A 23,187-nucleotide genomic window follows, 5' to 3' on the forward strand; every position below is an offset into this window, starting at 1 on the left:
GCCCAGACCTCCGTAGAGCGCGCCGAGCAGGCCCACGATCACGCCCACCACTCCGCCGCTGAGGCCCTGGGGGTGGTGCAGCTGGTCGCCGAGTACCGGGAACTGGCTAAGGGTGCTGTGCAGCACCTGTGCCTGCAGGTCGGGCCGGCCGGCCAGAACCACCCCCAGGGCCTCAGCGGCGGAGTGGTGGGCGTGATCGTGGGCCTGCTCGGCGCGCTCTACGGAGGTCTGGGCGTGGGACAGGCGCTGCAGAACGCGATGGACACGGTGTGGGCGGTGCCGAAGCACAAGCGCCCCAACCCGATCCGATCCCGGGTGCGCAGCCTGCTGCTGCTGTTGGTGCTCGGCTCGGCCGCCATCGCGGCCACCGTTTTGGCCGCGGCGGGTCACGCAACCGGGGCACTTGGCGTCTTCAGCAAGATCGGCCTCGTGCTCGCCGCGGTGGCAATCAACACGCTGATCTGTTTGGTGGCCTTTCGGGTGACGACGGCGCGCACATTGACATACCGGCAGGTACTGCCCGGAGCTCTTGCCGCAGCGTTCATTTGGCAGATGCTGCAGTGGTTCGGGGCCGGCTATGTGGCGCACACAGTGAAACGGGCCAGCGCCACCAACAGCGTGTTTGCACTGGTGTTGGGGGCGCTGGCGTTTCTGTTCCTGGCGTCGGTGGCGCTGGTGATGTGCGCCGAGATCAACGTCGTCCTGGTGGAGCGGCTCTACCCGCGGGCCTTGCTCGGCGCATTCAGCGACGACGCGGATCTGACGTCGGCGGATCGCCGGACGTACACCAAGAAGGTCAAAGCCGAGCGAGTCAAAGCTTTCGAGCGGGTCAGCGTGCGGTTCGACGATATCAGGCGGATGCCTGCGAAAACCGTTGAGCGCCTAGAGGCTTTCCACGACTCTCACCGACCGCGCACACCATGAGAATGGGTTTGTCACCGGCTTACGGCGAGGGCATGGGTCCGGCGCAATAGTCTGCAGTCATGAGTCTGGTCACCTATGAGCTGCAAGACCACGTTGCCACCATCACCCTGAACCGCCCCGAGGCGCGCAACGCCATCAACGGCGCGCTTCGCCAAGACCTCAACGCCGCCTGGGATCGCTTCCGCGACGACCTGGACGCGTGGGTCGGGATCCTCACGGCCAACGGCAGCGTCTTCTGTGCCGGCGGCGACCTCAAGGACGGCGAAGGCTCGGTCGGCACCTTCGGCGGCACCTTCTGGGAGAAGCCGACCATCAACTCGTTCGAATCAGGCATGGAATTGTTCAAACCGACCATTGCCGCCGTGCATGGTCCGTGCATCGGCTACGGCGTGACCGGGGTACTGTTCTGCGACTTCGTCATCGCCAGCACCGAGGCCACGTTCTGCTTCCCCGAGGTATCGATCGGGGTGCCCACCATCGTCGGGGCCATCCGGCTACCTCATCGGGTGGGCTGGGCCAACGCCATGGAGTTGCTGCTGACCGGAAAGCCCATGAGTGCCGAACGGGCCAAGGAAATCGGTCTGGTCTGGAGGCTGGTCGAGCCCGACCGACTGCAGGCCGAAGCCCAAGCGTGGGCGCGCGCCCTCACCGAGGCCGCACCACTGGCCCAGCGGGCGACCAAAGAAGTGGCGTGGCGAGCCGCCGACATGGGCTGGATCGAATCCGTGCGCTTCGGCGAGACCATGCGCAAGGTGGCCGGCGCGACCGAAGACGTCGCCGAGGGGCTGCGGGCCTGGGCCGAGAAGCGCAAACCGCAGTGGCGCGGCCGGTGACGGCCGGTCTGTGCGTCAGAACGGTAGCGCAGCCGGCAGCTTGGCAGCGTGACCGCGAGCAGATCGGTCAGGTCCTGCACCCAGCGGCCCTTCCACGGGTTCCTGTAGCGCACGTTCCACTGCCCGCTCTGGCTGCGCTTGAGTTGTCGCAGATCGGGCCGCCAGAGCAACTCCTCACCTTTCGGGTGCCAGCCCAGGTTCATTCGCGCAGCCGTTGGCCGTCGACGGCGCGATCCAATCGCTGGACCTCTCGTTGCGTCGCGCCGACAGGCTCTTCTTCTCACCCAGCACGAGCACTTCCCGCTTGATGCGGACCCAGTCCTCGACGTTGCCCTCGTTGCCGTACAGGCCCGGTATCGCCTGGTGGGATGCGACCTGCACGCGCTCGGCGCCGGGGAGTCGGTCCAGCGCCTGGCGCGCGCGGGGAAACCGGTCGATATCCGGCTCGTGGTAGATCCGCTTGATGTCGAGCAGCCGATCCTCCAGATCAGCCGGCACTCGGTGCCGATGCGTGGGCTTTTCGAGGGTGGGCAGCATGTTCGTTCAACGCCTGCGCGCCGGGCACGGTTCCAAGTGGCGATCAGACGGCGCCGTGGCCTTGACTGGTGGGATGGGCGATCGATTGCGTGCCGAATTGGGGCGTGTTTCAAGCGGCGGTGGCCGAGGGGCCGAACATGCCGAGATGGCCCTCGGCGACGGGCCGATGAGACAGCGTCTCGAGTCGGCGATCCGCGCGCTGGCCGAGCATCGCGGCCCGAGGAGCAGCATCTGCCCGTCGGACGCCGCCCGCGCGGTGGGCGGTGACAATTGGCGCGAGTTGATGGACGACGCGCGGGAGGCCGCGCGGCGGCTCGCCAGATCGGGCCACGTAGAGATCACACAACGCGGCAACGTCGTCGAGCCCGACGGCGAATGGTCCGGCGCCATTCGCATCCGACGCGCCCGATCCTAGAGATCAGCTTGTGCTGCAACGTCATTCGGCTGTTGGAACGCTTGTCCTTGCCCGTGTGCCAACCGCCGGAACCGCCGCGGCCAACGGTATGACAGGATCTCGGCATGAGTGCACGCAGATTTGCTCGCTGGGTTGGTATGCCGGTTGTGACGACGTGGGCGCTGCTGAGTGCACCCTTCGAGATCCCCACCGCCGTCGCCGATGGGTGCTCGGACGTGTCGGTGGTTTTCGCCCGGGGCACGCATCAGGAGCCCGGTCTCGGCAACATCGGACAGGCGTTCGTCGATTCGCTGACGTCGCAGCTCGGTGGCAAGTCCGTCGATGTCTACGCCGTGAACTATCCCGCCAACGACGACTACCACAACAGCGCCAACGCCGGGTCCGCCGACGCGAGCGCGCACATCCAGGACGTCGTGGCCAGTTGCCCGAATTCGCGGATCGTGCTCGGCGGCTACTCGCAGGGCTCGACGGTGATCGACCTGGCCACCAACGCGATGCCGGCCTCGGTGGCCAATCATGTCGCCGCCGTCGCCCTCTTCGGCGAGCCGACCAGCCAGTTCTCCAGCATGCTGTGGGGCGGTCAACCGCTGCCGACGATCAACCCGGCTTATGGCTCCAAGGTCACCAGCGTGTGTGCGCCCGACGATCCGATCTGCTCGGGTGGCGGCAACATCATCGCGCACGTTTCCTACATCGATGCCGGGATGACCGCCCAGGCCGCGACGTTCGCGGCCGACAAGGTCAACCAGGGTGCGCCCCGCGTCTGACAGAGTCAGTCGTTCGCTCGCTCCTCTTGCCGTTGCCGCTTCTCGGCGGCCGCCAACTCGGCCACACGATCCGCCTCGGCGCGCTTGTCGGCGGCCTCGCCGAGCTTGTCCTCGGCGTCGTCGATTTTGGATGCCGAAGCCTCCGCCGCGGCCTTCTCGGCGGCTTGAGTCCTGTCTTCCACCTGACGCTTGGCTGACTCGACCGTCTGTTTGCGCTGGGATGCGGTCTCCCCGGCGCGCTGCTTCGCCGCGGCGCTCTGCTGCTGCGCTGATTGCGCCGCTTCGCGTTTGCGCTGCTCGGCGCTGATACGTGCCTCTTTGACTTCCTGGCGGGTGGCCGCCTGCGCTTCCTCGCGTTGCTGAATCGCCTCGTCACGGGTGCTCCGGAGCTTGGCGTCGGCCTGTGCCTTCCTGGTCGCGGCCTGTGCGTCGAGTTGGGCTGCGCGGCCGAGCGCATCGCTGCGTTCGACCAGGGCCGCCCCCCGCTTGACGAGCGTCGTGTCGCCGAGCGCATTGCCCACGGTGGTGTCGAGCAAGCCAAGCGAGCGCTCGTACAGCAGCCGCGCCGGAGCTTCCGTGGGGATGCGGTTGACGACCTGCTCCTCGATCAACTGCAACGGGAATCGGGCGAGCTGATAGTGAAACCGCAGCACTGCCAGCGGGACTTCGAAAATTCTCATCAACTTCTCCTCGAGGTGGGTGCCGCCGTCACGGCAGGTCGGCTTCGTCGGTCACGTTCTGGGCCTGGCGTCGCAGTCGGTCGGCCTCCGACTGTTCGTTGCGCGCGACCTGCACGGAGGTCTGGTGCTCGGCGACGGCGTCGACGATTTCCTCGGACGCCTCGCGGATTTCTGTGCGCTCTTCGGCCTTGGCCAATTGGATGTCGCGCTCCGCATCGACCTCCGCCTGGGTCTTTGCCGCGGTAGCCTGCTGATGCGCTGCCTGGTCAGCGGCACGCTTCTGGGCTGCCTCCTGCGCCTCGATCGAATTCTCAGCGGCCACGGCCTGAGCGTTCGCCGACAGGCGTTGTTGGGCGCCCTCGACCTTGACTTGGGCCACGTCCTCTTGGGCTTGCTTGGCCTGGGCTTCTGCCACGGCCTCCGCCGCGTTGGCTTCCTTGCGTTCGTGCGCCTGGGTCTGCTCGAGTTGCCCCTCGGCGGTCAGCGATTCGTTGCCCGTAACGGCGCCGGCGACCTCTTTGGCTTTGCCTTTGATCGAGTCGATCAGGCCCCTACGCGCTTCGTCGGCCTTGTTCTGCTCACTCATCATTCTCCTTGACGCGTTGGCCAAAAACGTGTGTTCGTGTCTGCTGTGTGGTTCCACGAACTGGGCCGATCAAACACTCGCGTGTGCCAGGTCACCGACCGACGGCCGTCAGCGATGCGATAACGGCATCGAATTAGGAAGCGATTCAACGGATTTGGCCCCAGCGGGCCGGTACATCGCGCGAACGCGCGATATGCCGATACGCTGGCCGGCATGGCCATCGAGTCCAGCATGCTCGCCCTCGGCACTGTCGCACCGGCGTTCGCCCTGCCCGAGCCGGCCACCGGCCGCACGCTCAATAGCGACGACCTGACGGGGCCGGCCCTGGTTGTCACGTTCATCTGCAATCACTGCCCGTACGTGAAGCACGTCGCCGACGGGCTCGCCGCTCTTGGCCGTGATCTCGCTGAGCAAGGCGTTGCGATGGTGGGCATCTCGAGCAATGACGTGATTACCTACCCCCAGGACGGGCCCGATCAGATGGTCGCGGAGGCCCGCAGCCACGGCTGGGCCTTCCCGTATCTCTATGACGAAACCCAAGAGGTCGCCCGCGCGTACTCGGCCGCCTGCACGCCGGACACATTCGTTTTCGACGGCGAACGTCGACTGGTCTACCGAGGCCAGCTCGACGATTCCCGGCCCAAGAACGGCCGACCGGTCACGGCCGCGGACGTCCGCGCCGCCGTCGACGCGGTACTGGCCGGGCGTCCGGTCGATCCCGAACAGCGCCCGTCCATCGGGTGCGGCATCAAATGGCGTTGAAGCGCGGCTAAAAGCATCGATTCCGGATATTTGGACGCCCACAACCGCGGCGCGCCATCAAGGCAGTCCTGCAGCCTTGAGGTGGTTGCTGCGCCGGCCGGACGGTCTTCGCGTCTCTCGGCTAACGTCGACCGTATGTCCAAAGTCTCCGGCAACGAACCGATCGACGACGTCGCCCCAGGCGACATCATCTCCGTGGACCGCGGCTCCGGTGAACAGCCCTACAAAGTCGTGTTCAAGAATCCCAGCGACGCGGGGTATCTCATCACGTTCGAGACGAACGGCGGTGAGACCTTTCAGCTCGAGCTGGCGGCCGGCACCCGGGTGACACGGTCGCTCGAGGCGAAGTGGGAGTCTGCGCAGAGTCCCACACCGAACTCGGAGAACTAGCGGCTCGGTCGTACGTGCTGGGCCGGAAGGCATTGGCCGGCAGTCCTTTCGATGATCAGCGCGTACGTCGCCTCAGACGCATCCCGGAAACCTGGGCGCTGGCACCTCTGATCGCTGGACGACGTTGTGAACCTCCTGCCGCACCTGCCGTTTGGGCGGCGTGTAGGCGGGTACCGCCATGTCCCAACGGAGGGAGCGCGCGGTGAGTTATGTGAAGATCGCGAAGAACCAAGTGCTGAGAGCGGTGAACAAGATCATCGACATGCCGCCGCGTCACGCCAAGGCACAAACGGTCACCATCGCTTGCCCTGTCGAGCGAATTGAGCAGTTCTGGCGCGACCCCGACCAGCTATCCGTGGTACTCGGTGACATCGCGGAAGTCGACGCCGACGGACGAGACCGCTATCGCTGGCGGCTATCCGCAGAACCTGACGTGGCCTGGGACTCCACCTTGGTTGCGGAGGGCGACGGAGTTCGTTTCGTCGGCAACGGCAACCAAATCGCCGTCCACTATCGGCCCGCTCCGCACGAGCTCGGCACCGAGGTCACCCTGTGCCTCAAAACGCCCGCGCCCACCCTGTTGTCCGGCGCGGCGGCCTTCAAGATCCTCTACCGGTTACGCGCCCTGATGCAGACCGGCGAGGTTCCGACCATCCAGTCCAACCCGAGCGCGCGGAAATCCGCGCGATAAGCGAAAGGCCGAGCATGCGCGCACTGTGCTGGAACGGCGTCAATGACTTGTCCGTGGAAACCGTCGACGACCCCACGATCCTGAATCCGCACGATGTCATCGTCGAAGTGCGGCTCACCACCACCTGTGGTTCGGACTTGCACTTCATCGACGGGTATCTGCCGGGCATGCGCGCCGGCGATGTGTTCGGCCACGAATTCATGGGCGTGGTGGCGGAGACCGGCCCGCAGGTGCGGGAGATCCATGCGGGCGACCGAGTCGTGGTGCCGTCTTTCATCGCCTGCGACCGATGCTGGTATTGCGATCATGAGTTGTATTCATGCTGCGACACAACGAATCCCAACGCCGAACTGCAACAGCCGTTGTTGGGATATCCGTCTGGTGGTATCTACGGTTACACGCATCCGTTCGGTGGCTACGCGGGTTCGCATGCCCAATACATTCGGGTGCCCTTCGCCGACGCGAATTGCTTCGTGATACCCGGCGATATCACCGATGAGCAGGCGCTGTTCTTATCCGACGCGGTACCCACCGGCTTCATGGGCGCGGATTTCTGCGACATCGCCGGGGGCGACACGGTTGCGGTCTGGGGGGCCGGCGGCGTTGGCTTGATGGCCGCCCGCAGCGCCCTGCTGCTGGGCGCCGAGCGGGCTATTGTCGTCGATCGCATACCGGAGCGATTGGCGTTGGCGCGCAATGAGTTCGGCCTGGAAACGATCGACTACGAGTCGGTCGACAGCGTGCACGAGACGCTCAGGGAGATGACCGGCGGCCGAGGGCCCGACTCGTGCATCGACGCGGTCGGCATGGAGGGCCATGGCACCGGCGTGCAGCAACTCTACGACCGGGCCAAACAACTGCTGCGAATGGAGACCGATCGCGCTAGCGCGCTGCGACAGGCCATTCTGGCTTGCCGCAAGGGTGGGGTGGTGTCGGTGCTCGGGGTGTACGGCTTGACCGACAAGTTCCCGACCGGCGTATTGACCAACAAGGGGTTGACGCTGAAAACGGCTCAGCAACATGGACAACGTTACATAACCCGGCTTTTCGATTACGTCGAGCAGGGCGATCTCGATCCCGCCAAGTTGATCACTCACGATGTGTCGCTGGAGGACGGAGTGCGGGCCTACGACCTATTCAAGAACAAGAAGGACGACTGCATCCGGGTGGCGATGCGACCGAATGCTTCCACCGTCGTCCGCGACGAAAAGGCCGGTGCCAACCATGACCGCGCAACCTCCCGATCCTGATCCGACGCAAACCCCTGGGCTGGAGCCAGGAGGGGGTGTCGCGCCGGGCGCTACTCCCCCGGCGTCGCCCCAAACCTCCGGTGTTTCTGAGGCACAACCGCCCAACACCCGGCGGTTCACTCCCAGTTCCGCCGTCACCGTCCTCGCGGTATGCATTTTCGCCGTCGCGTTCATCGCGGTGGCGGTGCTATTGGTGATGAAGATTGTCGGGGTGGGTGGCTGACATGGCGAAACCGTCACTCCTTGATTACGGGGGCCCGGTAGTGGGCATAGCCACAGGCATGGTCGACGATGCCGCGCAGGCGCCACAGGAGAATCCGGAGAAGGACCAGTCGCAGTGGGTGACGGGCGACGAGCCCATGACCGGCCCGCAGCGCAGCTACCTGAACACGCTGGCGCAAGAAGCGGGCCAAGAGATCCCGGAGAACCTCACCAAGGCGCAAGCCTCCAGCCTGATCGATGAGTTGCAACAACGTACCGGGCGGGGCGGCTCGTGATCATCGGTGCCGAGGACGTGCGACGGTTGCTCGACAGCGCAGACGCGGACACGGCCCTGGTGGTGTTGGAGGGGCGCGCCGCGGTGGTCGCGCCGGCGGACCTGGATTCGGACGAATACCTCGGCGCCCTGCAGGTCGCGACCCGCGAGGAATTGGTGCAGCGAATCGGACATGCGGAATTGTCCGACCGCGAGTTGGCCGAGCAAGCAGAAGAGCTCGACACAGCGGTGCGCAACTTGGGCGGGTGACCCTACTGCGACGCGTTTGCAGCGGAAGCGGTCAGGGCCCGATGGTGACTTGGTCACCGACATGGATGATGCCCTTGGTGACCACCGCGAGGTAGGCGCCCGCGCACGGTTGAGCGCCGTGACCGCCTGTATTCAACCGGTTTTCGGCCGCCGGTATTCGAAGGGCCTGCGGCGCGCGCGGTAATGGCCCGTGCTCGAGGGTGGGAACCACGCAGCGCGACGTGGCGGTGAGGACGCGCAGCCGCGTCTCCCCGATGACGAGTTCACCGCCCACCCAATCGTTTTCGGCATACGGCGGGCACTCCGGCGGTGTTGTGATCACCAGATTCGGCCGGTACCGCAGCGCCTCCACGCCGATGTGCTCCAGGGTGGCCGTCGTGATTGCGTGCAATGGTGCTTCGTCGGTGAACGACTCGCCCGGGGTGGCAGCAGCGATCCGCAGAATGCGACCGTCCACCTCGGCGTCGAGACCGAATTCCAGCAGTTTCTCGGGATCGGGACGCACCAGTGTTGCCCCCTCGGGGCGTTGAGTGACCAAACTGACCCGCCGACCGGTCAGCCGCGAGATCAGCTCGTCGACGCGGGGATCATCGGCGGCCACTTCGGTTCCGTCGGGCATGCTGATCCGCACGCCCTGGGCACCAGCGTGGGCGGTACAGGTCAAGAGTTCGCGCCATAGCCGGGGATTCTTGGCGCTGGCCACGTGCCCGGTTTCACCGTCGAGGAGCGCGAGCCGCCGGTCGCCCTCGGCGCCGCGCTCGTCGACCAGCAGGCGCTCGACGGTTTCGCCGAGCATCGACTTCACCGGGTAGCGAAGCAACGTCTGCACCCGCATGGGCACGGCGTCCGAAGCAGGGGCGATCGAGTTGTCCATGAGGCGCCTTCACTGAAGTGTTCCTACATAGTGTGCCCACCGACGAGCGCGCAGGGTCGGACGCCGCGATCAGTTTGGCAGCAGGCGCTTTTTCTGCTCTTCGAATTCCTGCTGCGTCAAGATCCCCGCGTCTCGCAGCGACGCCAGTTCGCGCAGCTCGGCGGCGATGCTCGTGATCGGCCCACCCGCGGCAACCTGCGGCCCAGTTGCCGGCTCTTTCGTCGGCTCCTTCGGTGCCTCGCGGGTCGCCTTCTCGATCTCGCCGGCTCGGGCCCGCTCGCGCCCCAGGGCGCCACCAGTGCCGGCCATCGCGCGCCCCGCCATGCTCGCCACGGCCATCTCGCCGAACAAACTCCCGGAGCCACTGGGAGCCGCCGCGGCCGCTGCCGCGGCGGCTTCGACGCCGGCACCGGCGCTGGTGGCCGGCAGCACCAAGGCGGCCGGGCGGATCGCCGGGGCGGCGGCCGCCCATCCAGGCGGAACGGACAGGCCACCGACGGTGTTCGCCTGGCCCAGCCCCGCCGACATCAGGGATCCGAATCCGCCAGCCGGGTTCGTGATGACCGGGAATGGCGAGGGCGGCACCGCACCCGTCCCCGGGAAGGACTGCACCCCGGCCCAGCCACTGACAATGTCATCGGTGTGGAAACCGGTCAGCGCGCCCGCGATATCGAAGGGAAGGGCGATCGCCGCCGAGGGCGAGTCGACAGTGAGGCCTGCGACGGCGGCCGGTGCGTCGAGGAAATATGTGATGAGGTCGGCTCCCAAGCCCAGCGCGTCCACCGCCCCCGGATCGGCGGCGGCCGGGCTCACCGCCGCGTTGGTCAGCAGGTTGGGTACCGCGGAGAGCGATTGCTGGGCCACGGTGTTGCGCGTGCTCCCGGCCGCGGTCGCGGTGGCCTGGGCCACCGATTCGGATTGACCGGCGTCGGAGGTGGTGGTCTCGTCGGGCTGGGCGAACGGTGTCAACCGTGTCGCCGCGGCCGTCGAACCGGCGTAGCCAAACATGGCCGCGGTGTCACGCGCCCACATCTCGGCGTACTCGGCCTCGGTGGTGGCTATCGCCGGCGTGTTCTGCCCGAGGACGTTGGTCGCGACGAGCGTCGCCAGCAGGGTGCGGTTGGCGGTGACCACCGGGGGCGGCACGGTCTCGGCGAACGCCGTCTCGTACGCGAAGGCCGCGGCTCTGGCCTGGTTGGCGGTTTCCTCGGCCTGGGCGCCGGTCGTCCTAATCCACGCCAAGTAGGGGGTGATGGCTGCGACCATCGACGCCGACGACGGGCCAACCCATGGGCCGGAGGTCAAGGCCGTGATCTCGGCCTGGTACGAGGTCGCGGTCGACTGCAACGCGGCGGCCAATTCGTCCCAGGCCAGCGCGGCGGCCAGCATCGGTCCCGACCCTGGACCGGCGTACATCCGCGCGGAGTTAACCTCCGGCGGTAGACACGCGAAGTCCATGCCGTTCTCCTCCGATCGCTTTCAGGGCCGCGGGGGCAGCGACGGCCCCGGTGTGCGTCGTATGGGGGGTAACCAACCGAGCAGCAAACAAGTCGCATTCCCCTCCGGTGCTGCCATTGCCGCGAACGGAAACGGCCGACATGAGGCCGTCCCCAGTGCTAGCGGACCGGTCTCACGCGCTTGCAGGTGCTCCCACGCCAACCATCACAGCGAAACTGTTGCCGAGGGTTAACGATAGGTTACCTGCACATGACGGCGGAAACTCGCAAGGGTTAGGCGCTTATTGCGCAAATCACCCTCAGCCCCTCTCAACGGGACGCAAAACGCGTTGCTCACCTTCCCCGGTCCGAGTTTCACGCCCGTGGCGCGGGCAAAGGCCCAGGTCAGCGCGGTGAGCTGAGGTCCAGCGAGTCCTGTCGTGCCGGTTCTGCTTGGATTTGTGGGATCCCTGCGAGTGAGGTCCGCTGATGAAGATTGTGCTGGTCGCCTACGGCGGCCGCGGCGACGTCGAACCGTGCGCTGCCGTTGGCCGCGCGCTGCTGAACAGAGGCCACGACGTGTGCCTGGCGGTCCCGCCAGACATGACCGCCTTCGTCGAGTCGACGGGGCTTGCTGCCGTCGGGTACGGCCCGGATACGCAACGCGGGATGAACGCGGCTCAGGAATTGCTCGGCTCGCTCCAATCCGGCGTCGGCGGGCTGTCGCACGTTGTCGAACGCGTGACGCGAATCTGGATGGACAAAAGCGCGACGTTGACGTCGTTGGCAACGGGTGCCGATCTGCTGGTGGCGCACATGAACGATCAGGCGCTGGCCACCAATGTCGCCGAACATCACGGCATCCCGCTTGCCGCGTTGCACGTTTTCCCGGCGCGGATCATGCCGTCGAGTGCCCTGTATTCGGGCATAACGAAGGATGCCGAAACCGTCCAACGCCGTGCGCTTGGCTTGCCCGAGGCAACCGAATCGGCCGCGGGACCAGCGAGCGAGGTATTGGAAATCCAGACTTACGACGAGCTTTGCCTGCCCGGGCCGGCCGCCGAATGGCTGGAACCGGGTGGCCAGCGGCCTTTTGTCGGTTCGTTGACGCTGGAGTTGCCGACGGACAGCGACGACGAGGTGTTGTCCTGGATAGCGGATGGGACGCCACCCATCTATTTCGGGTTCGGCAGCACGCCCGTCAGCTCTCCCGCCGAGACTGTCGCGGTGATCAGCGCGGCCTGCGGGCAGTTGGGCGAGCGGGCGTTGATTTGCAGCGGCGCAAACGACTTCGCCGACGTCCCGGTGTTCGACCACGTCAAAGTGGTACGCGCGATGAATTATGCGGCCGTCTTCCCGGCGTGCCAGGCCGTGGTCCATCACGGTGGCTCGGGCACCACTGCCGCGGGCCTGCGCGCCGGAGTCCCCACCCTCATCTTGTGGACGGTATGGGACCAGCCGATGTGGGCGGCTGCCGTCGATCAAATGAAAGTCGGTTCCGGACGCGCTTTTTCGGACAGTACTTTGGACTCGCTGGTCGCCGACCTACGCACGGTCCTCACTCCGCAGTGCGCCGCTCGCGCCCGTGAGGTCGCCGCGCAGATGAGCAAACCCGCCGAAAGCGTTGCCCGCGCCGCTGATCTCCTCGAAGAGGCTGCCCGCACGGCGCGCCCGGTTTGATCGGGCGAGGCGAACCGCCCGTTCGTCGCAGCGGTGGTGCAAAGGCCGCCGGTCGTGTAGAAGGTTCTGGTGCAGGATCCGCCGAAGAGGTCGTTCGATCCCTCGATGCTGCGCGAAGCGATGATCAGGCGGCTGTATCGTCGATTGTCGGCCGAGGGCCAGATCAGGGTGCCGGCGGTGCCGGCCCTGATCGACGAGTACGTCCTGTTGTGCGGCAACGTCTGCGCCACGCTGGGCGTCTGGTACACCCCCGAACAGTCCGCACACCTACGGGCCGCGCTGGAAGTGGAGTTGGCGAAGGCCTTCAGGGCGTCGCATCGTTCCGATGTCCTCATCTCGTATCAGGCTCCCTTCGGCGAGGGCGTGAATTTCCGCGTCCAGGCCGACTGGCGCACCGTCGAGGCCGACTACCAGCAGTGGATGGCCATCCGCCCGCCGCCGCTGTTCGGCGCCGAGCCGGACGCGCGCGTGCTGGCCCTGGCTGCCGAGGCGGATGACCCTTCGACCTATCGGGTGCTGGACGTCGGCGCGGGAACCGGGCGAAACGCCCTGGCCCTGGCGCGCCGCGGACATCCGGTCGATGCGGTCGAGCTGACCGCGAAATTTGCCGAGGTGATGGTTTCCGAAGCCGCTGGGGAATCGTTGCGCGTGAACGTCATTCAGAGTGACGTCTTCACCGCGATGGAGGGGGTACGGGAGGAGTACCAGCTGATGGTGCTCTCGGAGGTGGTGTCCGACTTCCGCACGACACACGAGTTGCGCGGCGTGTTCGACCTGGCCACCGATTGCCTGGCGCCCGGCGGGCGTTTGGTTTTCAACACCTTCGTGGCCCGCGACGGCTACGTTCCCGACGACGCCGCGGTGCAACTGAGCCAGCAGTGCAACAGCATGATCTTTACCCGCGACGAGGTGACGGCCGCCGCGACCGGCCTGCCCCTCGAGCCGATCGCCGACGACCCCGCCTACGAGTACGAGAAGGCGCGGCTACCGTCGCACGCCTGGCCGCCGACGGGCTGGTTCGAAGGTTGGGCAGGCGGCCTCGATGTGTTCGACCTCGAGCGCGACGATTCCCCAATCGAGTTGCGCTGGCTCGTATTTCAAAAGGCGCGATGAACCGCAGGTCTAGGCGGTGAGGTCGCGAGTGGCCGGCCCTTCCAGCAGGGTGCCGTCGGGCGCGAACCGCGACCCGTGCAGCGGACACTCCCATGCGTTGTCGGCGTCGTTCCAGTTCACGATCCCGCCCAGGTGCGGGCACACCGGTGAGACGCGGTGCTCGGTCCCGTCGACGCGGCAGCGGGCCTCCAGACGCCACGGTGGGCCGCTCACCACCCCGCCTTCGCCGTCGACGGGGCTGCGGCGGTGAGTGCGTATCGCTGGAGTGATCCAGCCCTTCGTCAGGTTGAAACCGACCTCGAGGTTGGCCTGCAGGGCCGTCGTCACGCCCGTCAGCTCGTGCGGACTCCAGCTGGCGAACGCGCGGGCCCAATCCATCCGCCCACCCAGGATGCGACTCGACAGCGCCAGCGCCGCGGCGGGACCGTTGGTCATCCCCCACTTGTTGAAACCCGTTGCGACAAAGATGGTTTCGGTGTTCGGCAGGATGGGTCCCACATAGGGCAGATGGTCGATGGGCGTGTAATCCTGCGCAGACCAGAAATGGGTCTGCACGGCACCCGGGTAGTGCTTGCGGGCCCACGTCGACAGCTCGTTCAGCGCCTCGGATGGGCTCTTCTCCCGGCCCACGGTGTGGCCGGCCCCACCCACGATCAGCCGCTCCCCGTCGGCGACCGGCGCGTAGCGCACCGAACGCGTCGGCGAGTCGGTGGAGATCATCATCGGCCGGGTGATGTTGCCCGGAACCTTGAACGCCAGGCAGTAGGACCGGCTCGGCTTCACCCGCGCGAAATAGCCGCCACGATCCAGGATCGGGATGCCCGTCGCGAGCACCAGCTGGGCTGCCTGAAGTTCAACGTCCTGCTGGGCGGCGTCGTTGACATGCACGCGCACCTTCTTGCCGCGCCAGGAGACCCGGCGTGCTCGCGTGTGCTCGACCAGCCGCCCACCGCGACCCACCAGCTCGACGACCAACGAGTCGAGGAATGACATCGGATCGAACTGCGCCTGGTCGGCCAGCCGCACACCGCCGTGGTATGCGAACGGCACGTCGGCATCGTCGTCCCACACCGCCGGCAGGCCGACAGCCTGACAGGCCGCGAGTTCGGCTCGCGCCCTCGGAACGCCCCGCACCGACTGGGCGTAGGTGTAGGCATCCTCGCGCTGCACGGCAACGCCATGCGCCTCGCAGTGGTCCAGCACCCAGTCCTGGCCTTCGCGATTACCGTCGACGTACGCGCGCGCGACGTCGCGGCCGTGTCGTGGCAGCACCTTGGAGAGCTGACTGCCCTGCAACAGGCTGATCTTGGCGGTGGTGTTGCCGGTGGCGCACGCCCCCACCGTGCGCGCCTCCAGCACCAGCACGTCCTTGCCCGCGCGGGCCAGCAGGACCGCTGTCATCAGGCCGGTAATGCCGGCGCCCACGACGATGACGTCGGCGGACCCGGACTCTTGGTCAAGCTGGCTTGAAGCCCAAGGTTGTTCGGTTCGTTCGGTCATCCACAAAGAAGTCACGGCTTTGCTGATACCCCAGCCCGGCGCGGGGAAACGCCGCGCCGAATTCACACCCGCTTCAACCGGCGCTTTGCTTCCGTCACCTCTTTCGCGGCGGCTCGACGGGCTTGCTCGGCCTTCGCATAGTCCTTTTCGGCACCCTTGAGCTCCTGCTCGGCCGCCCGCAGCGCCCGTACCGCGGCATCACGGCGCTGTTGGGCGGCGTCCCGTTGGGCTTGTCGCTCGGCCATGACGTCGTCGGCCTCGGCCTTGGCGCGCTCGGCGGTGGCAAGGGCCGCGCTCAGTTTGTCGTGGCGTCGCTGCTGTGCGTTGTCGTCCGCGGACTGCTTCGCGGGCCGCTTCCGCACCGAAGTGCTCTGCCGCCGCGCCGGTTCGCTGGAAGCGTCCACCGCTTCCGGCGCCGCATCGCCGAAGGCGCCGAAACCCGACCACTGCTCCGGCCGGGTCAGCCTGCCGAGCCGTTCGCTGATCCGTGGGTCGGCGATGGCCGCTTGCAGCGTGCTGGTCAGGTCTTCGCGCACGGTCGCCGACGGTTGCGTCAGGTCGGCCGCCTGCAGCGCTTTGCGGGTGAGTTCGTCGATGAGCTTGTGTTGCTCGCCGGACAGCTCTCGGATGCGCCCGCCGTCCATCGACTCGTGGGCGGCGCGCAATCGCTTACCGAGATCGGCCAGCCGCTCCCGGGTGTCGGCGTGCCGGAGTGCCAACCGGTTGATGATCCACGCCGCCGTCGTCGGCTTGTTGGTTGCGGAAATTCGTTTGGCGGCCGCGTCATCGCCGCGCTCCCTGGCCGCGGCGGCCAATCTGGCGCGTTCCGCGGTGAACTCCTTCGGCGTCACCTCATAGAGGCTGTCGAGTTCCTCATCGGCCATGTAGCCATGATCGCTCGCGGGCGACCGGTGGCGAATACCAGTGCCCAAGCCGAAGCTCCCCTCGGTTTAGAAACCGCACGTCGCGGGATATCTCATCTACAACATTCGACTTCGCCGGGCAGAAGCGTGCCCCGAGCGCGTGACAGGAAGCAGGGATTCGGCAGCTTGATGATGTCCAAGAACAGCGATCAGCTCGTCGGCCGGATCCTCCGGATTAGCCGCCCACGCAAAGTCCTGCTCGCGGTGTGCGTGATCCTCGCCGCGGTGGGCCTGATATACGTTGCAACGACTTCGCATTGCCCAGGTCGTGGGTGTGGTCAGCACAGCGCCCCCGCGAAAGCCGCTGAGCCGGCTCGAATAACGATCACCCCCGGTCCCGACGCCCATGACGTCGACCCCGTCGCCCCGGTCACGGTCAAAGCCGACAACGGGACGCTGACCGGCGTCGACATGGTCAACGAGAGCGGCAAACCGGTCGAGGGTGTCATGACCCCGGACAACACCGTGTGGAAGCCCACGGTCCCACTGGGCTACGGGCGCACCTACACGCTGACGGTCACCAGCAGCGGCGTCAGCGGTGTTGCGGCCAAGCAGGTTTCGTCGTTCTCCACGCTGAAGCCGTCCAACCAGACCAAGGTGTCGTTCACCACCACGTCGGAAGCCGCGTTGCGCGACGGTGGCACCTACGGCGTCGGAACGGTGATCGTGGCGCACTTCGACGAGAAGATCGCCGATCGTGCCACCGCCGAGCGACAGCTGTCGGTGACCACCGACCCGAAAGTGGAGGGTTCCTGGTATTGGGTCGACGACCAGAACGCGCACTGGCGGCCCGAGCGCTACTACGCGCCGGGCACGACCGTCACCGCCGAGGCGAAGATCTACGGAATAGCCCTGGGCGAGGGCCTATTCGGGCAAGACGATACCAAGGTGTCCTTCCGCGTCGGCGATGCGCACGTATCGATCGCCGATGACGCCACCCACCAGGTCAGCGTCTTCAGCAACGGAATCCTGCAGCGCACGATGCCCACGTCCATGGGAATGGGCGGCACCGAAAACGTCGGCGGGAAAACCATCTCGCTATGGACCCCCTCCGGGATCTACACCGTCCTGGACAAGGGCAACCCCGTCATCATGGACTCCTCGACCTTCGGGCTGCCCAAAAATTCCAGGCTCGGATATCGCGAGACCATCAACTGGGCCACCAAGATCAGCAGCGACGGCATATATCTGCACGAGCTCGACGCGACGGTATGGGCCCAGGGACACCGCGACACGTCGCACGGCTGCCTGAACCTCAATGCCGACAACGCCAAATGGTTCTTCGACTTTTCGGTACCCGGCGACGTGGTGGAGGTCCGCAACAGCGGCGGACCGCCGCTGACGTTGGCGCAGAACGGTGATTGGACGATCAGCTGGGACCAGTGGCGCAAAGGCAGCGCGTTGAAGCCCACCTGAGGTCTGCGTGATCCAGTTCATCGGTCAACGCACAGTTGTGCCCCACTTCACAATAAAGTCTTGACTCGTTCCAGATAAGGCGTCATATTGGTGGCGTGTCATCGACGGCCGATTACGCGGACAGGTTGCGGATGGCCGATCTGCGGGTGACCCGGCCTCGGGTTGCCGTGATGGAAGTCGTCGACGCCAATCCGCACGCCGACACCGAGACGATATTCTCCGCGGTCAGAGTTGGCCTTCCCGATGTCTCGCGCCAAGCCGTCTATGACGTGCTCAATGCGCTGACCACCGCGGGCCTGGTTCGGCGCATCCAGCCCCTGGGCATGGTGGCGCGCTACGAATCGCGCGTCGGCGACAACCATCACCACGTCGTCTGCCGGTCCTGCGGGATCATCGCCGACGTCGACTGTGCCGTCGGTGACGCTCCGTGCCTCACACCCTCGGACGACGACGACGTTCTTGATGGCTTCGTACTCGACGAGGCCGAAGTCATCTACTGGGGCCTGTGCGCCGATTGCTCGACGACAAGTTCTTAGATCACAGCCCGTGATCGCAGCCGGATTCACCCACCCTCGAAAGGAATGCTGTGTCATCTGATATCTCCCAAGGTCGCCCGCCGCACGACGACAGCAACACGGCTAGCACCAGCGAAAGCGAAAACCCGGCTATCCCCTCCCCGAAACCGAAATCGCATGCGCCGCTAACTAACCGGGACTGGTGGCCCGATCAGCTCGACGTGTCGACGCTGCACCCAAACAACCCTCAGGCGAGCCCGTTCGGCCAAGACTTCGACTACTCCGCGGAGTTCGCCAAGCTCGACGTCGAGGCGCTTAAGGCCGACGTCATCTCGGTGATGACCACCTCGCAGGACTGGTGGCCCGCCGACTACGGCCATTACGGCGGCCTGTTCATCCGAATGAGCTGGCACGCCGCGGGCACCTATCGCATCTTCGACGGCCGCGGCGGCGGCGGGCAGGGCATGCAGCGCTTCGCCCCGCTCAACAGCTGGCCGGACAACGCCAGCCTGGACAAGGCCCGCCGGTTGCTGTGGCCGGTCAAAAAGAAGTACGGCAACAAGATCTCCTGGGCCGACCTGATCATCTTCGCCGGCAACTGCGCCCTCGAATCGATGGGATTCAAGACGTTTGGGTTCGGCTTCGGCCGCGAAGATGTCTGGGCACCAGAAGAGATCCTGTGGGGTGAGGAGGACACCTGGCTGGGTACCGACAAGCGTTACTCCGGTGACCGCGAGCTGGCTCAGCCCTACGGCGCGACCACCATGGGTCTGATCTACGTCAACCCCGAAGGCCCCGAGGGCAAGCCGGATCCGGTAGCGGCGGCGATCGACATCCGGGAGACGTTCGGCCGGATGGCCATGAACGACGAGGAGACGGCCGCCCTGATCGTCGGTGGCCACAGCTTCGGCAAGACCCACGGCGCGGGCGACGCCGATCTGGTCGGTCCGGAGCCGGAAGGCGCCCCGATCGAACAGCAGGGACTGGGCTGGAAGAGCTCCTATGGCACTGGGACGGGCAAGGACGCCATCACCAGCGGCCTCGAGGTGGTCTGGACGCCCACGCCGACGAAGTGGGACAACACCTTCCTGGAGACGCTGTACGGCTACGAATGGGAGCTCACGAAGAGCCCGGCCGGGGCCTGGCAGTTCGTGGCCAAGGACGGCGCCGGCGCGGGTACCATTCCCGACCCGTTCGGCGGCCCGGGCCGGGCACCGACCATGCTCGTGACCGACATTGCGTTGCGTGAGTCGCCGATCTACCGCGACATCACCCGCCGCTGGCTGGATCACCCCGAAGAGCTGGCCGATGCCTTCGCGAAGGCCTGGTACAAACTGCTGCATCGCGACATGGGACCCATCACCCGTTACCTTGGGCCGTGGGTAGCCGAGCCGCAGCTGTGGCAGGACCCGGTACCGGCCGTCGACCACGAGCTGGTCGACGAGAACGACGTGGCCGCGCTGAAGAGCAAAGTGCTCGGGTCGGGTCTGTCGGTTCCGCAGCTGGTCAAGACTGCCTGGTCGGCGGCGTCGAGCTACCGTCGTACGGACAAGCGCGGCGGAGCGAACGGTGCGCGGCTGCGCCTGGAGCCGCAGCGCAGCTGGGAGGTCAACGAGCCCTCCGAGCTGGATAAGGTGTTGCCCGCGCTGGAAAAGATCCAGCAGGACTTCAATGCCTCGGCCTCCGGTGGTAAGAAGGTCTCACTGGCCGACCTCATCGTGCTGGCCGGTTCCGCGGCGATCGAAAAAGCGGCCAAGGACGCCGGCTACGAGATCTCGGTGCACTTCGCGCCGGGACGCACCGACGCCTCGCAGGAGAACACCGACGTGGAGTCGTTCTCGGTGCTCGAACCACGCGCCGACGGGTTCCGCAACTACATCCGGGCGGGCGAAAAAGCACCGCTTGAGCAGCTGATGCAGGAGCGGGCTTACTTGCTGGGCGTGACGGCTCCGGAGATGACGGTGCTGATCGGCGGTTTGCGTGCCCTCAGCGCCAACCACGGCGGCAGCAAGCACGGCGTGTTCACTGACAGGCCCGGCGCGCTGACCAATGACTTCTTCGTCAACCTGCTCGACATGGGTACCGAGTGGAAGGCGTCGGAGACGGCCGAGAACGTCTACGAGGGCCGCGACCGTGCGTCGGGCGGGGTCAAGTGGACTGCGACGGCGAATGACCTTATGTTCGGGTCGAATTCGGTGCTGCGCGGATTGGCCGAGGTTTACGCCCAGGACGACGCCCACGGCAAGTTCGTGGAGGACTTCGTCGCGGCGTGGGTCAAGGTCATGAACAACGACAGGTTCGACCTCAACTAAAACCGGTCATCGATGAGAAGCGGCACCCCGCGAGCCATCCGCTCGCGGGGTGCCGTTCTTTCACGTCTCGGTCAACGGGCGAGATCCCACTGCCCGAAATCGGCGGCGAGGACATCGTCGACATCGACATTGATGCCGCCCAGCAGCGGGCCCGGATTCCCCGGGCTGTTGACGACCGTTTGGTAGAGCACCGCTGCGGGTTCGCGATCGCCGTGCGACCAGGATCTCGTCTGCCATGCCCACTGGTGTCCGGCGCTGGTGGACGGCCCGATGACGCCGTCTCTGATCGCCCACCCGCACACCTGGGCATCCCCGTAGATGCCGGTGCGGCCCACGCCCAACACCGAGTTGATCCCTCGAAACCATTGCACCGCAAGCGTATTCCAAGTATTGGCGTCGATGGCGTCGTCGACGCTGAAAAAGATGGGCGCCGAGTTCGGGCCTCCCGCCGCGGAGTGCAACTGCATTGCGCTATGGGCATCGGCCACGCCGCCGTCGTACCCCCGTGTGAGATCCGACGGGTCCGGCCAGCCCGGCTTGCCGTACTGGAAGTTGCTGACGATATGCAGGCCCGCCGCGCGCAGCGCGTCCGCGTAGTCCTTTGTCAGCGGTTTGGCCTCGAAGTTGGCGCCAGGCCGCGACAGCGATACGTAATTCACCACGCCGTCGTAGCCTGCCGACTTGATCTCGTCGGGGGCGATCCTGCGCTCGGCGAAATCGATCAGTCTCATGCCGGCGGCTGACGCCTTCGGTGCACCGGGGCCCGGCACCAGCGCGGCCAGGCCCAGCAGGGCCGGGGTCAGGGCATAGGTGCCGGCGTATTTCAGGACCTCGCGCCGCGAAGGCGATCGTCGATCGCCGCGCTCATCCCGTCCGGCCGAATCCCGCACCGCGCGATGGTAGCAAAAGCCCGGTGCTTCTTTCGGCCGATCTTCGCCGGTCAGCGCCGATCAATTCGTAGGCGCCGCGCAGTCGAAATCGACCGGCCGGACAGATGGCGGCCACTGACCAGTGGCATGATCTTTGCGTGTCGGACATCCCGGGGGTCGCTCGCGCGCGGGACGGCCTATTTCCGGCTCGTTGCGCTCGATTAGGTGATCGAACTATAGTCTGGACACATGTCCAATTTGCTGTCACGGAGTTCGGGAGCCCGTTGACCGCGATGTATTCGGCGCCATTCCGCGGTCATTTTCCAGCAAAGAAGAGTTGAGTATGCGAATTGCCCTGCTGTCCTACCGTAGTAAGACCCATTGCGGCGGACAGGGTGTCTACGTGCGCCATCTCAGCCACGGCCTGGTCGAACTCGGTCACGACGTTGAGGTGTTTTCTGGACAGCCGTATCCCGACCTGCTCGATCCGCGGGTCCGACTCACCGAGGTGCCCAGCCTTGACCTGTATCGGGAACCGGACCCTTTCCGGGTGCCGCGGCCGAGCGAGATTCGAGACTCCATCGACCTCCTGGAACTGCTCACCACGTGGAGCGCGGGCTTTCCCGAACCGCGGACGTTCACGATGCGAGCGGCGCGGTTACTTGCCCAGCGGACAACGGATTTCGACGTCGTTCACGACAACCAGAGCCTGGGCACCGGACTGCTCAGCATCGCCGAGGCGGGACTCCCCGTCGTCGCCACCGTGCACCACCCGATCACCCGCGATCGGGTGCTGGACCTGGCCGCCGCGCGATGGTGGCGAAAGCCGTTGGTGCGGCGCTGGTATGGGTTCTTGGACATGCAGCAAGAGGTCGCCCGGCACATCCCCGACCTGTTGACGGTCTCATCGTCGTCGGCATCGGACATCATCGCCGACTTCGGCGTCGAACCGGAGCAACTTCATGTCGTGCCGCTGGGGGTCAACACCGAGCTGTTCAAACCGGGATCCGGTCCTCGCGAGCCGGGGCGCATCATCGCGATCGCCAGCGCGGATACCCCGCTGAAGGGCGTCCGCACCCTGCTGCAAGCGGTCGCCCGACTGCGCACCGTCCGGGACCTCGAGTTGCGGTTGGTCGCCAAGGTGGAGCCGAATGGTCCGACCCACAAACTCATCGCCGAACTCGGGATCTCCGACATCGTGCACATCACCAGCGGGCTGTCCGACGCCGAGCTGGCCGCCCTGTTCGCGTCCGCGGAGGTCGCCTGCATTCCGTCGCTTTACGAAGGGTTTTCGCTGCCCGCGGTGGAAGCCATGGCCAGCGGCACCCCGATCGTCGCCAGCCGGGTCGGCGCGCTGCCGGAAGTCCTTGGGACGGACGGTGCTTGCGCGGAGCTGGTGCCGCCCGCCGACGTGGATGCGCTGACCGGCGCGCTCGGTGAACTCCTGGACTCTCCGGAAAAGCGCCGCAGCCTCGGCAAGGCGGGCCGCACCCGTGCCGTCAACGTCTTCAGCTGGGAAGCCGTGGCCGCTCAGACCGTGCGGGTCTACGAGCGCGCGATCGCACGCAACGCGCAGAGCGGAGCGCCATGCTGACCGTGGATTTCGACCGGCTCGGGATCGGGCCGTCGACCAAGGTCATCGATGTCGGATGCGGTGCCGGCCGGCATGCGTTCGAAGCGTATCGGCGTGGCGCCGACGTCGTCGCCTTCGACCACGACGAGGCCGAATTGCGCTCAGTGGACACCATCTTGCGCGCGATGGCCGAAACCGGTGAGGCACCAGCCGCCGCGTCGTCCTGGGGAATGTGCTCCAGGATCTCCGACGCGATGACGCAGTCGAACGTCTGGTCGGCGTAGGGCAACTTCAGCGCGTCACCCACGACCACCCTCGCCGACGCGGCGGCTGGTGCCTCACCGGTTTCGGCCATCGCGCGCAAGATGGTGTCCACTGAGCGCAATTCGGCCTCGT

General features: G+C 66.3%; 25 protein-coding genes and 2 pseudogenes. 18 read left to right on the plus strand and 9 right to left on the minus strand.

Features of this window, described 5'->3' with window-relative positions; translation table 11 throughout:
• A partial coding sequence (locus A5652_RS16165) for a YhjD/YihY/BrkB family envelope integrity protein (protein ID WP_156745378.1) occupies nt 1–924 on the plus strand: 924 nt, incomplete at its 5' end.
• Nucleotides 925–983: 59 nt separating this feature from the next.
• Entirely contained in the window at nt 984–1,757 is a 774-nt protein-coding gene (locus A5652_RS16170) for an enoyl-CoA hydratase/isomerase family protein (RefSeq protein WP_067353277.1), read from the plus strand.
• Nucleotides 1,758–1,931: 174 nt separating this feature from the next.
• On the opposite strand, the gene A5652_RS28645 is transcribed toward A5652_RS16170, so the two are convergent.
• Nucleotides 1,932–2,255, minus strand: a complete 324-nt coding sequence (locus A5652_RS28645) for a hypothetical protein (protein ID WP_232001213.1) — start codon at nt 2,253–2,255, stop codon at nt 1,932–1,934.
• Between the two features lie 37 nt (nt 2,256–2,292).
• Between A5652_RS28645 and A5652_RS16180 the strand changes: the two genes are divergently transcribed.
• Complete coding sequence (locus A5652_RS16180) at nt 2,293–2,709, plus strand: DUF3253 domain-containing protein (protein ID WP_232001214.1); 417 nt, start codon at nt 2,293–2,295, stop codon at nt 2,707–2,709.
• Nucleotides 2,710–2,813: 104 nt separating this feature from the next.
• On the plus strand, nt 2,814–3,476 hold the full coding sequence (locus tag A5652_RS16185) for a cutinase family protein (RefSeq protein WP_067353283.1): 663 nt from the start codon (nt 2,814–2,816) through the stop codon (nt 3,474–3,476).
• Between the two features lie 5 nt (nt 3,477–3,481).
• On the opposite strand, the gene A5652_RS16190 is transcribed toward A5652_RS16185, so the two are convergent.
• Both A5652_RS16190 and A5652_RS16195 read right to left on the minus strand, forming a co-directional pair.
• Nucleotides 3,482–4,156 (minus strand): IF2 family translation initiation factor, encoded by a 675-nt coding sequence (locus tag A5652_RS16190; protein ID WP_067353286.1) that lies wholly within the window; start codon nt 4,154–4,156, stop codon nt 3,482–3,484.
• 28 nt (nt 4,157–4,184) lie between these two features.
• Nucleotides 4,185–4,742, minus strand: a complete 558-nt coding sequence (locus A5652_RS16195; RefSeq protein WP_067353345.1) for a CsbD family protein — start codon at nt 4,740–4,742, stop codon at nt 4,185–4,187.
• A gap of 213 nt (nt 4,743–4,955) precedes the next feature.
• On the opposite strand from A5652_RS16195, the gene A5652_RS16200 reads away from it, so the two are divergent.
• The 7 genes from A5652_RS16200 (at nt 4,956) to A5652_RS16225 (ending at nt 8,580) form a co-directional block, all read left to right on the plus strand.
• On the plus strand, nt 4,956–5,504 hold the full coding sequence (locus A5652_RS16200) for a thioredoxin family protein (protein WP_067353289.1): 549 nt from the start codon (nt 4,956–4,958) through the stop codon (nt 5,502–5,504).
• 135 nt (nt 5,505–5,639) lie between these two features.
• On the plus strand, nt 5,640–5,894 hold the full coding sequence (locus A5652_RS16205; protein WP_067353291.1) for a hypothetical protein: 255 nt from the start codon (nt 5,640–5,642) through the stop codon (nt 5,892–5,894).
• Nucleotides 5,895–6,096: 202 nt separating this feature from the next.
• Nucleotides 6,097–6,585, plus strand: coding sequence for a hypothetical protein (locus tag A5652_RS16210; protein WP_067353294.1), 489 nt, complete (start codon nt 6,097–6,099; stop codon nt 6,583–6,585).
• Between the two features lie 14 nt (nt 6,586–6,599).
• Nucleotides 6,600–7,835 (plus strand): zinc-dependent alcohol dehydrogenase, encoded by a 1,236-nt coding sequence (locus A5652_RS16215; RefSeq protein WP_067353297.1) that lies wholly within the window; start codon nt 6,600–6,602, stop codon nt 7,833–7,835.
• Nucleotides 7,810–8,058: a DUF6480 family protein gene (locus A5652_RS26880; protein ID WP_082983937.1), complete on the plus strand. Its 249-nt coding sequence runs from the start codon at nt 7,810–7,812 to the stop codon at nt 8,056–8,058. Before A5652_RS16215 ends, A5652_RS26880 begins: the two co-directional genes overlap by 26 nt.
• Before the next feature lie 58 nt (nt 8,059–8,116).
• Nucleotides 8,117–8,332 carry a DUF3072 domain-containing protein gene (locus A5652_RS16220; RefSeq protein ID WP_067353300.1) on the plus strand — a complete coding sequence of 72 codons (216 nt, stop codon included), beginning with the start codon at nt 8,117–8,119 and terminating at the stop codon, nt 8,330–8,332.
• Nucleotides 8,329–8,580 carry a hypothetical protein gene (locus A5652_RS16225; RefSeq protein ID WP_067353304.1) on the plus strand — a complete coding sequence of 84 codons (252 nt, stop codon included), beginning with the start codon at nt 8,329–8,331 and terminating at the stop codon, nt 8,578–8,580. Before A5652_RS16220 ends, A5652_RS16225 begins: the two co-directional genes overlap by 4 nt.
• Nucleotides 8,581–8,611: 31 nt before the next feature.
• On the opposite strand, the gene A5652_RS16230 is transcribed toward A5652_RS16225, so the two are convergent.
• Together A5652_RS16230 and A5652_RS16235 are read right to left on the minus strand one after the other, a co-directional pair.
• Nucleotides 8,612–9,454 (minus strand): MOSC domain-containing protein, encoded by an 843-nt coding sequence (locus A5652_RS16230; protein WP_067353308.1) that lies wholly within the window; start codon nt 9,452–9,454, stop codon nt 8,612–8,614.
• 69 nt (nt 9,455–9,523) lie between these two features.
• Complete coding sequence (locus A5652_RS16235) at nt 9,524–10,912, minus strand: PPE domain-containing protein (protein ID WP_067353312.1); 1,389 nt, start codon at nt 10,910–10,912, stop codon at nt 9,524–9,526.
• A 467-nt stretch (nt 10,913–11,379) separates the two neighbouring features.
• Here A5652_RS16235 and A5652_RS16240 point away from each other — a divergent pair, with 467 nt between their 5' ends.
• Nucleotides 11,380–12,570, plus strand: a complete 1,191-nt coding sequence (locus tag A5652_RS16240) for a glycosyltransferase (protein WP_067353315.1) — start codon at nt 11,380–11,382, stop codon at nt 12,568–12,570.
• Between the two features lie 69 nt (nt 12,571–12,639).
• Complete coding sequence (locus A5652_RS16245; RefSeq protein ID WP_067353318.1) at nt 12,640–13,683, plus strand: bifunctional 2-polyprenyl-6-hydroxyphenol methylase/3-demethylubiquinol 3-O-methyltransferase UbiG; 1,044 nt, start codon at nt 12,640–12,642, stop codon at nt 13,681–13,683.
• A 9-nt stretch (nt 13,684–13,692) separates the two neighbouring features.
• Here the strand turns inward: A5652_RS16245 and A5652_RS16250 are convergent, their stop codons facing one another.
• Nucleotides 13,693–15,183, minus strand: a complete 1,491-nt coding sequence (locus A5652_RS16250; RefSeq protein ID WP_067353347.1) for an FAD-dependent oxidoreductase — start codon at nt 15,181–15,183, stop codon at nt 13,693–13,695.
• Between the two features lie 62 nt (nt 15,184–15,245).
• Nucleotides 15,246–16,067, minus strand: a complete 822-nt coding sequence (locus tag A5652_RS16255) for a hypothetical protein (protein WP_067353322.1) — start codon at nt 16,065–16,067, stop codon at nt 15,246–15,248.
• A gap of 168 nt (nt 16,068–16,235) precedes the next feature.
• On the opposite strand from A5652_RS16255, the gene A5652_RS16260 reads away from it, so the two are divergent.
• From A5652_RS16260 to katG, 3 genes are all read left to right on the plus strand, one after another.
• Complete coding sequence (locus A5652_RS16260; RefSeq protein WP_067353325.1) at nt 16,236–17,522, plus strand: Ig-like domain-containing protein; 1,287 nt, start codon at nt 16,236–16,238, stop codon at nt 17,520–17,522.
• 95 nt (nt 17,523–17,617) lie between these two features.
• Nucleotides 17,618–18,058 (plus strand): Fur family transcriptional regulator, encoded by a 441-nt coding sequence (locus A5652_RS16265; RefSeq protein WP_156745379.1) that lies wholly within the window; start codon nt 17,618–17,620, stop codon nt 18,056–18,058.
• 50 nt (nt 18,059–18,108) lie between these two features.
• Nucleotides 18,109–20,349, plus strand: coding sequence for a catalase/peroxidase HPI (katG, locus tag A5652_RS16270; RefSeq protein WP_067353330.1), 2,241 nt, complete (start codon nt 18,109–18,111; stop codon nt 20,347–20,349).
• A gap of 71 nt (nt 20,350–20,420) precedes the next feature.
• On the opposite strand, the gene A5652_RS16275 is transcribed toward katG, so the two are convergent.
• Entirely contained in the window at nt 20,421–21,239 is an 819-nt protein-coding gene (locus tag A5652_RS16275; RefSeq protein ID WP_067353334.1) for a DUF1906 domain-containing protein, read from the minus strand.
• 322 nt (nt 21,240–21,561) lie between these two features.
• On the opposite strand from A5652_RS16275, the gene A5652_RS16280 reads away from it, so the two are divergent.
• Both A5652_RS16280 and A5652_RS16285 read left to right on the plus strand, forming a co-directional pair.
• Entirely contained in the window at nt 21,562–22,812 is a 1,251-nt protein-coding gene (locus A5652_RS16280; protein WP_067353337.1) for a glycosyltransferase family 4 protein, read from the plus strand.
• Nucleotides 22,806–23,015, plus strand: a pseudogene (locus tag A5652_RS16285) (class I SAM-dependent methyltransferase); the annotation flags it as partial. The gene A5652_RS16280 and the pseudogene A5652_RS16285, both read left to right, overlap by 7 nt.
• Nucleotides 23,016–23,056: 41 nt before the next feature.
• Here A5652_RS16285 and A5652_RS29200 read toward each other — a convergent pair.
• Nucleotides 23,057–23,146: pseudogene (locus A5652_RS29200) on the minus strand (SAM-dependent methyltransferase); the annotation flags it as partial.
• Nucleotides 23,147–23,187: the final 41 nt, after the last annotated feature.

This window comes from Mycobacterium sp. 1165178.9 (assembly GCF_001673555.1).
Lineage (GTDB): Bacteria > Actinomycetota > Actinomycetes > Mycobacteriales > Mycobacteriaceae > Mycobacterium.